This window comes from Micromonospora sp. NPDC023814 (assembly GCF_040639595.1).
GTDB lineage: Bacteria > Actinomycetota > Actinomycetes > Mycobacteriales > Micromonosporaceae > Micromonospora.
This window is the reverse complement of sequence record NZ_JBFAAF010000008.1, coordinates 45,343-57,175: the sequence shown is the minus strand read 5'-3', so window position 1 is coordinate 57,175 and position 11,833 is coordinate 45,343. Positions and strand designations below refer to the sequence as shown.

The following is an 11,833-nucleotide window of genomic DNA, read 5'->3' as shown; positions in this document are numbered from 1 at the left end:
TGGACATGCCAGGATCCTTTCTGGTGACCGGACAGGACTCACCGGGCGCTGGTGGCGGCGGCTGCTGCCAGCCGCCGATCAGGTCACCTCTGTCGGGGCCGTGACCTGCGAGCATTCGCGCTGCCGCTGTCGCCGCTCCGTGGCGTCGTCGCCCAGGACGGGCGCCAGACCGTCCCGGGGAGCGCGGGCAGGGCTCGGAGGTGGGTGATGATTCCCCGGAGTCCTGGATGTGGATTCGTTCTGGGGAGGATGAGAGAGAGCGGGTACGCGAGGGTCGGATCCACGACAGGGATGCGGCGTAGGTCGTAGTTCGCCGGCCAGGTGTACCGGTCGCGTGCCCCCACGAGAGTGGCCACGTCCGCGGAGGCCGCGAGGGTGTCCAGGAGCACTTCGTCGCCGAAGTGCGGGCCTGCCGCGTCGATGCGTAGGTCGAATTCGGTGGTGAGCTGATCGTAGAAATCCGCCCATTCGCTTCGGGGCGCGATACCCGGCATCCATATCCGGTGCTTACGCAACTGCCGTGGCGTCAGTCTTCGCTCGGAGGCGAGCGGATGTCCCGGGCCGACGAGAAGTTCCAGCGGTGAGTCGAACGCGTGAATCATCTGCACGTCGGGCGGCAGTGCGTCCAGGGCAGTGACGGAACGGAACGAGGCATCGACATCGCCCGCTTCGACGGCGGCGACCGCCACGCGTGGGTCGTCGACCCGGAGGGTCACCACGTCGAGGTTGATTTCGGGATGCGACCGCCAGTAGTCGTGCAGGACGACGGCCTGCGCGCTTCGCAGGCCGAGAACGTCGATCCGAAGGGCCCGGAAGCCCGGCCTGACCGCGGTGATGGCGCGCTCGACACCCGCGACGATGCTCCGCGCGTGGGGAAGAAACGCCTGACCGTCGAGCGTCAGCTCGACCCCTCGGGCGGTACGTGTCAACAGACGGACTTCCAGCTCGCGCTCCAGGGCGGCGATCCGCTTGGAGACTGCCTGCTGCGTCACGCCCAGATCCTCGGCCGCACGCTGCACCTGTCCGAGCTCGGCCGCCCGGACGAACGATCGCAACGCCTCGGTGTCCACCGGTTCACCCTAGGGGCGCACAACTGATCGTTGTGGCTCGCCGGGGGCCGGTTGTTCGACCAGGCTCCGGCGTGACCGGCCCCCGACCCGGCTCGCACCCTCCCTGGGCGAGGAGTCGGGAAGGCGGGGAAGCGACAGGCGGAGAGGACGCGGGGAGGAAGGGCAGGAGCCCGCCGGGGGGTGCCGGCGGGCTCCTGTGTGAAACGGCGGCAGCACCACGACGGTGCCGCCAGGGGGCGCCTGGAGGATCAGGCGGAGAGCTTGCGCGCCAGGTTCTCGTCCAGGGCGTTCATGAACTCGTCGGTGGTCAGCCACGGGGCGTCCCGCGAAATGAGCAGCGCGAGGTCCTTGGTCATCTGGCCGCCCTCGACGGTGTCGATGATGACCTGCTCCAGGGTGTTGGCGAACTCGGTGACCGCCGGGGTGCCGTCCAGCTTGCCCCGGTGGGCCAGGCCCCGGGTCCAGGCGTAGATGGAGGCGATCGGGTTGGTCGAGGTCTTCTCGCCCTTCTGGTACTGCCGGTAGTGCCGGGTGACGGTGCCGTGCGCGGCCTCGGCCTCGACCGTACGGCCGTCCGGGGTCATCAGCACCGACGTCATCAGGCCCAGCGAACCGAAGCCCTGCGCGACCGTGTCGGACTGCACGTCACCGTCGTAGTTCTTGCAGGCCCAGACGAAGCCGCCCTCCCACTTCAGCGCGGCGGCGACCATGTCGTCGATCAGCCGGTGCTCGTAGCTGATGCCGGCGGCCTCGAACTCGGCCTTGAACTCGTTCTCGAACACCTCGGCGAAGATGTCCTTGAACCGGCCGTCGTACGCCTTGAGGATGGTGTTCTTCGTCGACAGGTAGACCGGGTAGCCGCGGTCCAGGCCGTAGCGCATCGAGGCGCGGGCGAAGTCCCGGATCGACTCGTCGAAGTTGTACATGCCCATGGCGACGCCGCCGCCGGGGAAGTTGGCGACCTCCATCTCCACGGGCGCGGAGCCGTCGGTCGGGGTGTAGGTGATGGTCACCGTGCCCGGGCCGGGCACGACGAAGTCGGTGGCCTTGTACTGGTCGCCGTGGGCGTGCCGGCCGATGATGATCGGCTTGGTCCAGCCGGGGACCAGCCGCGGCACGTTGGACATGATGATCGGCTCGCGGAAGACGACGCCGCCGAGGATGTTGCGGATGGTGCCGTTCGGCGACCGCCACATCTTCTTCAGGCCGAACTCCTCGACCCGGGCCTCGTCGGGGGTGATGGTCGCGCACTTGACGCCGACGCCGTGCTGCTTGATGGCGTTGGCGGCGTCCACGGTGACCTGGTCGTCGGTCTCGTCGCGGTACTGAATCGACAGGTCGTAGTAGTGCAGGTCGACGTCGAGGTAGGGCAGGATCAGCTGCTCCCGGATCTGCTTCCAGATGATCCGGGTCATCTCGTCGCCGTCGAGCTCCACGACCGGGTTGTTTACCTTGATCTTCGCCATCGGCCGGCGCTCCTCTCGGGGGACACGTGCTCAAGCAGTACGAGCGTACTGGAAACTGGTCGGCAGTCCCCAGCCGGCCTCGGTCGGGCCGGAAAACGGGGTGGCACGGCACGGGACCGCGCTGACACCATCGCCCGATGCCACCGCGCCGCATCCTCGGGTCTATCACGGTCACCGCGCTCACCGACGGCGAGGGGCCGTTCTTCCAGCCCCGTGCGGAGGCGTTCCCGGCCGCCACGCCGGAACACTGGCGCGCGGCCGACCGGCGGGACCCGGCCACGGTGACCGCCGACGGGCGGTGGTGGCTGCCGTTCCGCAGCTTCGCGATCCGGGCGGGGGACGGCCCGGTGACCCTGGTCGACGCCGGGATCGGCCCGGCCGGCGCCCCCGCGTCGAGTTGGGCGCCGGTCCCCGGGCGGCTGCCGGCCGAACTCGCCGCCGCCGGCATCGACCCGGCCGACGTGCGCACGGTGGTGCTCACCCACCTGCACTCCGACCACGTCGGCTGGGCGGTCACCGGTTCGCCGGGCACGCCCTACTTCCCGAACGCCGACTACGTCCTCCAGCGGGCCGAGCTGGCCGCGGCCGAGAGCATCAACCCCGGGCCACCGGCCGGCCTGGTCGCGCCGTTGCGCGCCGCCGGCCAGCTCCGGGTGGTCGACGGCGAGGCGCGGCTCGATCCGACGGTACGACTGCTGCCGACGCCGGGGCACACGCCCGGACACCAGTCGGTGCTGCTGGAGGTCGGCGACGAGCGGCTGCTGGTCACCGGCGACCTGCTGGTGCACGCCGTGCAACTGGTCGACCCGGAACTGGCGTACGCCCACGAGGAGGACGCCGCGGCGGCCCGCGCGTCGCGGGTGGCGCTGCTGCGCGACCTGGCCGCGTACGGCCCCGCGGTGCTCGCCACCCCGCACCTCGGCGAGGCGTTCGTGGCACTGTAGGGGCGCGACGACGAGGGGGCACGCCGGCGGACCGGCGTGCCCCCTCGTCGGGTGACGGATCACATGTTGGCGACGTCGGCCTGCTTGGCGCGGACGGCCTCGGCGGCCTCCTTCAGGCTGGCCAGCTCGTCGGCGTCCAGGTCGGTCTCGACGACCCGCTTGACGCCCTCGGCCCCGATCTCCGCCTCGACGCCCAGGTAGACGCCGGAGATGCCGTACTCGCCGTCGACCCAGGCGCAGACCGGCATGACCTCGCCGGAGTCCTCCGCGACGGCCTTGGCCATCCGGGCGGCGGCGGCGGACGGGGCGTAGTACGCCGAGCCGGTCTTGAGCAGCGCGACCACCTCGGCGCCGCCGTTGCGGGTCTTGACGACCAGCTCCTCGATCTGCTCGGCCGGCATCGCGTCGCGCAGCGGCTTGCCGTTCACCGTGCTCTTCGACGGCACCGGCACCATCGTGTCGCCGTGCGAGCCGAGGGTCAGGGTCTTCACCGACTTCACCGGTACGCTCAGCGCCTCGGCGACGAAGTTGGTGAACCGGGCGGTGTCCAGCATGCCGGCCTGGCCGAGCACCCGGTTCTTCGGGAACTGGGTGGCGAGCTGGGCCAGCGCGGTCATCTCGTCCAGCGGGTTGGACACGACGATGACGACGGCGTTCGGGGCGTACTTGGCGACGTTCTCGGAGACCTGGCGGACGATCTTCGCGTTCGTCTCCAGCAGGTCCATCCGGCTCATGCCCGGCTTGCGCGGCAGGCCGGCGGTGATCACCACGACGTCCGAGCCCTCGATCGCCTCGTAGCCCTCGCCGTTCGGGCCCGTGGTCACGCCGACGACCTTGGTCTCGAAGCCCTCGACCGCGCGCGACTGGTTGAGGTCCAGGGCGAGACCCGCGGGCTTGCCCTCCACGATGTCGGTGATCACGACGGTGTCGAAGACGTCGTACTCGGCCAGGCGCTGCGCGGTGGTGGAGCCGTAGAAGCCGGCCCCGACGACAGTGACCTTCTTACCCATGGTCGTCCCACTCCCTGCTACCAGTCGGTTTTCCGGACCGTATCAGTCATCCTGGCACCGATCCGGTCAGGGGCGGACGGTTATGACCCCGATGGGCCGTACGCGCGGGCGCAGTCGCCCTCGCAGGTGCAAGGAAGGGACCCTTCCTTTACCTCAGGCGTTAGGAAGGTGCCCTTCCTAACGCCTCAGTCGCGTTCGGCGCGCTCGACGACGTTGGTCAGCAGCATCGCGCGGGTCATCGGGCCGACGCCGCCCGGCATCGGCACCAGCTTGCCGGCCACCTCGGCCGTCTCCGGGGCGACGTCGCCGGTGTAGCGGCCCTTGCCGTCCGGACCGATCACCCGGGTGATGCCCACGTCGACCACCACCGCGCCCGGCGTGACCATGTCGGCGGTGAGCAGGCCCGGCACCCCGGCGGCCACGATGACGATGTCGGCGGCGCGGGTGTGCGCGGCGAGGTCGAGCGTGCCGGTGTGACACAGCGTCACGGTGGCGTTCTCGCTGCGCCGGGTCAGCAGCAGGCCGAGCGGGCGGCCGACCGTGTTGCCCCGGCCGACCACGGCGACCTTCGCCCCGCGCAGCGCCACGTCGTGCCGGCGGAGCAGCTCGACGATGCCGCGCGGGGTGCAGGGCAGCGGGCCCTCGTAGCCGAGGACGAGCCGGCCGAGGTTGACCGGGTGCAGGCCGTCGGCGTCCTTGTCGGGGTCGATCAGCTCCAGCACCCGCTGGGTGTCGAGGTGGCCGGGCAGCGGCAGCTGGACGATGTAGCCGTGGCAGGCCGGGTCGGCATTGAGCTCGGCGAGCACCGCGTCGACCTGCTCCTGGGTGGCGTCGGCCGGCAGTTCCCGGCGGATCGAGGCGATGCCCACCTCGGCGCAGTCGCGGTGCTTGCCGTTGACGTACGCCTGGGACCCGGGGTCGGCGCCGACCAGGACGGTGCCCAGCCCGGGAGTGATGCCGCGTTCCGCCAGTGCCTTGACCCGCGTCCGCAGCTCGTCCTTGATCTCGGCCGCGGTCGCCTTGCCGTCCAGAAGCGTCGCCGTCACGCCCAGATCGTCTCACGGTCGAGGCCCGGTGATCCGACGACCTGCGCCAGCCAGCCGCCCGATCACGAAGAGTGACGTGCATTTCATCACTGTGAGTTAACACGCGTGGGTTCCGTCACAGCCGGATCCGGACGCCGCGGCCGCGGCGGGGACGGTGCCGGACAGCGGGGACGGGACGGCGCGGGAGGGTCGAGAGGCGGCGGCGACGGCCACCCGCCTCACCACACCCCGCAGGTGAGGCGGCATTTGCCGACCCGACGGCCATAGCAGGAGAGATCGGCCGCCGCAAGGCCCCCGAGCTGGCTCCGTTATCGCTTCGCAACGCGCTCGTTGTCGAACGCCCACCCGCGACCTACCGTTGCCCAACGTTGCGCAGCGTAAACCCAGCGCCGGGTCTGAATGCGCAGCGTGAGGAGATGAGGAGGCTACATGCGCGTGCGCAGGCTCGCTACCTGGACCGCCCTCCCGCTCGCGGTGACCCTGGGCCTGGTGGCCTGCGGCTCGGGCGGCGACGGCGGATCCGGCGAGAGCAACCCCGACGCGGCCGTGCGGATCGAGATCGCCGAGCCGCAGCACCTGGTGCCGACCAACACCAACGAGACGAGCGGCTCGCAGGTGCTCAGTGCCCTGTTCAGCCCGCTGGTCGACTACGACGAGGCCAACAAGCCGTACGAGGTGGCGGCCGAGTCGGTGACGTCCGAGGACAACACGACCTGGACGGTCAAGCTCAAGGACGGCTACACCTTCCACAACGGCGAGAAGGTCACCGCCGACAACTACCTCGACGCCTGGAACTACGGCGCCTACGCGCCGAACGGGCAGAACTCGAGCTACTTCTTCGAGAAGATCGCCGGCTACGAGGACCTGCAGGGCGAGACGCCGAAGGCCAAGACGCTGACCGGCCTGAAGAAGGTCGACGACCTGACCTTCACCGTCACGCTGTCCGAGCCGTACAGCGAGTTCAAGACCATGCTCGGCTACACCGCCTTCTACCCGATGCCGAAGGCCGCGTTCTCCGCGCCCGGCGTGCTGGCCGAGGGGTACGAGCAGGCGCCGGTGGGCCAGGGCCCGTTCAAGATGAAGGGGACCTGGCAGCACGACGCCAAGGTCGAGGTCGAGAAGTACGACGCCTTCCCCGGCGAGAAGCCGAAGGTGGCCGGCGTCGAGTTCCGGATCTACCAGCAGCCGACCGCCGCGTACGCGGACGTGCTGTCGGACAACCTGGACGTCATCAAGACCATCCCGACCGAGAACCTGTCGACGGCCGGCACCGACCTCGGTGACCGGTTCAAGCAGAGCCCGGCCTCGTCGCTCCAGGTGCTGGCGTTCCCGACGTTCCAGAAGGAATTCAGCAACCCGGACGTGCGCAAGGCCATCTCGATGGCGATCGACCGGGACGAGATCACCAAGTCGATCTTCAAGGACTCGCAGCAGCCCGCCCGCTCGTTCGTCTCGCCGGTCGTCGCGGGCTACCGCGACAACACCATCGGCGAGGCCGGCGAGTTCGACCCGGCCAAGGCCAAGGCGCTGTACCAGGCCGCGGGCGGCCCGGCGAAGATCGAGCTGTCCTACAACGGCGACGGCGGCCACAAGGACTGGATCGACGCGACCTGCAACCAGCTCAAGGCCAACCTGGGCGTGGACTGCGTGGGCAACGCCGAGCCGAAGTTCGCGGACCTGCTGACCAAGCTCAAGGCCAAGCAGCCGGTCGGCCTGTTCCGGATGGGCTGGGTCATGGACTACCCGTCCATGGAGAACTACCTGGGCCCGCTGTACAGCAGCAACGGCTCGTCGAACTACTACGGCTACAGCAACCCGGCGTTCGACAAGCTGCTCGCCGAGGGCGCCAGCGCCGCGAACGAGGACGAGGCGGTCAAGAAGTACCAGGCGGCGGAGGACCTGCTGGCCAAGGACCTGCCGGTCATCCCGCTGCGGTACGGCCAGAACAACTTCGGCCACTCGACCAAGGTCAAGAACGTGGAGATGGACCTCTTCGACCGGGTCGACCTGCTGAAGATCGAGGCCGTCAAGTAACAGTGCGGCACGACGGGTCGGGTCACCGGCGGACGGTGGCCCGACCCGCCATCCTCTTCACCCTTTTTCAGAAAGACTGCCAAGTATGTTCCGGTTCATCCTGAGGCGTCTGCTCCAGATGGTCCTCGCGTTCTTCGGAACCACGCTGATCGTCTACGCGCTGATGTTCGCCGGCCAGGGCGATCCCATCCAGGCGCTGGCCGGGGAGCGCCCGGTCACGGCCGCGCAGCGGGCATACCTGACGGAGAAGTTCCACCTCGACCAGACCGGGGTCGGCGGCTTCTTCTACCGCTACTTCGACTACATCAAGAACCTCCTGCAGGGCGACCTCGGGCAGTCGCTGACGGGGCGCTCGATCGGCGACATCCTCGCCGCCGCCTGGCCCGTCACGCTCAAGCTGGCGCTGATCGCCATGGCCGTCACCATCGTCTTCGGGGTCACCGCGGGCGTCCTCGCCGGCATCCGGCGGGCCAGCATCTTCGACAACTCGACGCTGCTGCTGACCCTGCTGGTGCTCGGCATCCCCACGATCGTGCTCGCCCCCCTCGCCCAGTACCTGCTCGGCGTCAAGTGGCAGCTCTTCCCGCCCACCGCCGGGGCCGAACCCGACCTGTACGCGCTGCTGCTGCCCGGCATCGTGCTCGGCTCCCTCTCGCTGGCCACCGCGCTGCGGCTGACCCGGACCTCGGTGGCGGAGAACCTGCGCGCCGACTACGTCCGGACCGCCCGCTCCAAGGGACTGGCCAAGCGGCGCATCGTCAGCGTCCACGTGCTGCGCAACTCGCTCATCCCGGTGGTCACCTTCCTCGGCGTCGAACTGGGCAACCTGATGAGCGGCGCGATCATCACCGAGGGCGTGTTCAACATCCCCGGTGTCGGCTTCAACCTCTTCCGCGGCATCCGCACCGAGGACGGCCCGCTGGTGGTGGGCATCGTCAGCGTGCTCGTCGTGGTCTACCTCGTCTCCAACCTGGTGGTGGACGTCCTGTACGCCGTACTCGATCCGAGGATCCGCTATGAGTGAGCGCAGCGAACGAATCGGCAGCGCAGTGTTTCGTGCCGGCGCCGAGCGCAGCGAGGTGCGGGCATGAGTGACTTCGAGACCGTCGCTGCTTCGGAGAACCAGGCCGCGCGGCGGGGGCCGTCCGGCGAGCCGGGCGCGCCGGGTCAGGCGGGCGTACCGCAGAAGCCGCGCAGCCTGGCCGGCGACGCCTGGCGCGACCTGCGCCGCAACCCGATCTTCTGGGTCAGCCTCGCCCTGGTGGTGCTGGTCGCCGCCATGGCCGCCGTCCCCGGCCTGTTCACCTCGAACGACCCCCGCGACTGCGTGCTGGCCCGCCAGCACGCCGGCCCGTCCGGCGGGGCGATCTTCGGGTACGACTTCCAGGGCTGCGACACGTACGCCCGGGCGGTGTACGGCGCCCGCGCGTCGCTGCTGGTCGGTGCCCTCTCCGCGCTGCTCACCGGCCTGATCGCGCTGGTCGTCGGGATGGTCGCCGGCTACTTCGGCCGCTGGGTCGACGCGGTGCTCTCCCGGGTGATCGACATCGTGCTCGGCATCCCGCTGCTGCTCGCCGCGATCGTGCTGCTGAAGCGGGTGAACAGCGACAGCTCCGCGGTGCGGATCGGCGCGGTGATCTTCGTGCTGGCGATCCTCGGCTGGACCACCGCCGCCCGCGTCGTCCGCTCCTCGGTGATCACCGCGAAGGAGCAGGACTACGTGGCGGCGGCCCGGATGCTCGGCGCCGGCGACGGCCGGATCATGCTGCGGCACATCCTGCCGAACGCGCTCGCCCCGGCGATCGTGGTGCTGACCATCGCGCTCGGCTCGTTCATCGCCGCCGAGGCGACGCTCTCCTTCCTCGGCATCGGCCTGAAGGCGCCGACGATCTCCTGGGGCATCGACATCGACGCCGGCCGGGTGCACATGCGGGAGTCGGCCACCCCGCTGGTCGTCCCCTCGACGTTCCTCGCGCTGACCGTGCTGGCGTTCATCATGCTCGGCGACGCGATCCGCGACGCCTTCGACCCGAAGCTGCGGTGACGGATGCGAACGAGCGCAGCGAGCCCCGCGTTCGCGGGCGAAAGGCAGGAACCCGTGCGAGCGCGAGGAGTGAGCGCAGCGAGCCCCGCAGTCGCGAGCGAAAGGCAGGAACCGTGAGCCAGTCCGCCGTCCGGCCGACGCCGGCCTCCCCGACGCCCGAGGGCGGGCACCTGTTGGACGTACGGGACCTGCACGTCGAGTTCCGCACCGGCGAGGGCGTGGCCAAGGTGATCAACGGGGTCTCGTACCACCTCGACCCCGGCGAGACGCTCGCCGTGCTCGGCGAGTCCGGCTCCGGCAAGTCGGTCACCGCGCAGGCGATCATGGGCATCCTCGACACTCCCCCGGCGCTGATCCGCTCCGGTCAGATCCTCTACCAGGGTCGGGACCTGCTGAAGCTGTCGGAGGAGCAGCGCCGGCAGGTGCGGGGCAAGGAGATCGCGATGATCTTCCAGGACGCCCTCTCCGCGCTGAACCCCGTCTTCCCGGTGGGCTGGCAGATCGGCGAGACGCTGCGCCAGCGCGAGGGCATGTCGAAGGCGGAAGCCCGCCGGCGGGCCGTCGAGCTGATGGACCTGGTGAAGATCCCGGCCGCCGCCAACCGGCTCGGGGACTACCCGCACCAGTTCTCCGGCGGCATGCGCCAGCGCGTCATGATCGCGATGGCGCTGGCCATGAACCCGAAGGTACTGATCGCCGACGAGCCGACCACGGCGCTGGACGTCACCGTGCAGGCCCAGATCATGGACCTGCTGGCCGACCTGCGCCGCGATCTCGACATGGCGATGATCCTGATCACCCACGACCTCGGCGTGGTCGCCGGCGTCGCGGACCGGATCGCCGTCATGTACGCCGGCCGGATCGTCGAGCACGCCGACGTCCGCTCGCTGTACCGGGCGCCGGCCCACCCGTACACGAAGGGGCTGCTGGAGTCGATTCCGCGGATGGACGTACGGGGTCAGCAGCTCTCCACCATCAAGGGGCTGCCGCCCAACCTGATGCGGATCCCGTCCGGCTGCCCCTTCCACCCCCGGTGCCCGTACGTGCAGCAGGTCTGCGTGGACGTGGTGCCGCACGACCTGGTCCTCGGCGACGGCCGGACCAGCGCGTGCCACTTCGCGCAGGAGGTCCGTGATGACAGCGCCCGCTAGCCCGACCAAGGTCCGGGGCGAGACGATCCTCGCCGTCGACAACCTCGTCAAGCACTTCCCGATCCGCCAGGGCGTGCTGTTCCAGAAGCAGGTCGGCGCGGTCAAGGCCGTCGACGGGGTCAGCTTCGAGCTGCGCCGCGGCGAGACCCTCGGGGTGGTCGGCGAGTCCGGCTGCGGCAAGTCCACCCTGGCCCGGCTGCTGATGCGGCTGGAGACGCCGACCGCGGGCCGGGCCACCCTGGAGGGCCGGGACCTGTTCAAGGCCTCCGGCGCCGAGCTGCGCCGGCTGCGGCGCAACATGCAGATGGTCATGCAGGACCCGTACACCTCGCTGAACCCACGGATGACGGTCGGCGACATCATCGGCGAGCCGTTCGAGATCCACCCCGACGCGGCGCCGAAGGGCAGCCGGCGGCAGCGGGTACAGGAACTGCTCGACGTGGTCGGCCTCAACCCGGAGCACATCAACCGGTACCCGCACCAGTTCTCCGGCGGTCAGCGGCAGCGCATCGGCATCGCCCGGGCGCTCGCCCTGCGGCCCGAGATCATCGTCTGCGACGAGCCCGTCAGCGCCCTGGACGTGTCGATCCAGGCGCAGGTGATCAACCTGCTGGAGCAGCTCCAGGACGAGTTCGGCCTGTCGTACATCTTCATCGCCCACGACCTGTCGGTGGTCCGGCACATCTCCGACCGGGTCGCGGTGATGTACCTCGGCAAGATCGTGGAGATCGGCACCGAGGACGAGATCTACGAGCGGGCCACCCACCCGTACACCCAGGCGCTGCTGTCGGCGGTGCCGGTGCCGGACCCGGACGCCCGCGACCAGCGCACCATGATCCGGCTCACCGGGGACGTGCCGAGCCCGGCCGACCCGCCGAGCGGCTGCCACTTCCGCACCCGCTGCTGGAAGGCCCAGGAGGTCTGCGCCCGCGAGGAGCCGCACACGGTGCTCCGCGCTGCGGACCCGCACCCCTCGGCGTGCCACTTCGCCGAACTCCGCCCCACCCCCTGACCCACCCCGCCCCCGCCCCCGCCCCCGCGATCTTGCACTTTGTGCCCGCGAATCGC

General features: G+C 70.1%; 10 protein-coding genes. 6 read left to right on the top strand and 4 right to left on the bottom strand.

Going from position 1 to position 11,833, the window contains the following annotated elements; translation table 11 throughout:
- Positions 1–83 precede the first annotated feature (83 nt).
- Entirely contained in the window at positions 84–1,070 is a 987-nt protein-coding gene (locus AB0G14_RS06355) for a LysR family transcriptional regulator (RefSeq protein ID WP_357694332.1), read from the bottom strand.
- 248 nt (positions 1,071–1,318) lie between these two features.
- Positions 1,319–2,536, bottom strand: a complete 1,218-nt coding sequence (locus tag AB0G14_RS06350) for an NADP-dependent isocitrate dehydrogenase (protein WP_350703963.1) — start codon at positions 2,534–2,536, stop codon at positions 1,319–1,321.
- A gap of 137 nt (positions 2,537–2,673) precedes the next feature.
- Between AB0G14_RS06350 and AB0G14_RS06345 the strand changes: the two genes are divergently transcribed.
- Positions 2,674–3,480 carry an MBL fold metallo-hydrolase gene (locus AB0G14_RS06345; RefSeq protein WP_357694329.1) on the top strand — a complete coding sequence of 269 codons (807 nt, stop codon included), beginning with the start codon at positions 2,674–2,676 and terminating at the stop codon, positions 3,478–3,480.
- A 59-nt stretch (positions 3,481–3,539) separates the two neighbouring features.
- Here the strand turns inward: AB0G14_RS06345 and mdh are convergent, their stop codons facing one another.
- Entirely contained in the window at positions 3,540–4,490 is a 951-nt protein-coding gene (gene mdh / locus AB0G14_RS06340) for a malate dehydrogenase (protein WP_350703967.1), read from the bottom strand.
- 185 nt (positions 4,491–4,675) lie between these two features.
- Entirely contained in the window at positions 4,676–5,536 is an 861-nt protein-coding gene (locus AB0G14_RS06335; protein WP_350703969.1) for a bifunctional methylenetetrahydrofolate dehydrogenase/methenyltetrahydrofolate cyclohydrolase, read from the bottom strand.
- Between the two features lie 429 nt (positions 5,537–5,965).
- Here AB0G14_RS06335 and AB0G14_RS06330 point away from each other — a divergent pair, with 429 nt between their 5' ends.
- The 5 genes from AB0G14_RS06330 to AB0G14_RS06310 all read left to right on the top strand — a co-directional run bounded on the left by AB0G14_RS06330 (position 5,966) and on the right by AB0G14_RS06310 (position 11,777).
- On the top strand, positions 5,966–7,570 hold the full coding sequence (locus tag AB0G14_RS06330; protein WP_357694326.1) for an ABC transporter substrate-binding protein: 1,605 nt from the start codon (positions 5,966–5,968) through the stop codon (positions 7,568–7,570).
- A gap of 85 nt (positions 7,571–7,655) precedes the next feature.
- The gene (locus tag AB0G14_RS06325) at positions 7,656–8,594 is read left to right on the top strand and encodes an ABC transporter permease (protein ID WP_357694324.1); all 939 of its coding nucleotides are present in this window, start codon (positions 7,656–7,658) and stop codon (positions 8,592–8,594) included.
- A gap of 63 nt (positions 8,595–8,657) precedes the next feature.
- Positions 8,658–9,614 carry an ABC transporter permease gene (locus AB0G14_RS06320; protein WP_357694322.1) on the top strand — a complete coding sequence of 319 codons (957 nt, stop codon included), beginning with the start codon at positions 8,658–8,660 and terminating at the stop codon, positions 9,612–9,614.
- A 113-nt stretch (positions 9,615–9,727) separates the two neighbouring features.
- Positions 9,728–10,765, top strand: coding sequence for an ABC transporter ATP-binding protein (locus tag AB0G14_RS06315; protein WP_357694320.1), 1,038 nt, complete (start codon positions 9,728–9,730; stop codon positions 10,763–10,765).
- Positions 10,749–11,777 carry a dipeptide ABC transporter ATP-binding protein gene (locus AB0G14_RS06310; protein WP_350703979.1) on the top strand — a complete coding sequence of 343 codons (1,029 nt, stop codon included), beginning with the start codon at positions 10,749–10,751 and terminating at the stop codon, positions 11,775–11,777. The genes AB0G14_RS06315 and AB0G14_RS06310 overlap by 17 nt, the downstream gene beginning before the upstream one ends.
- The last annotated feature ends 56 nt before the right edge of the window (positions 11,778–11,833 follow it).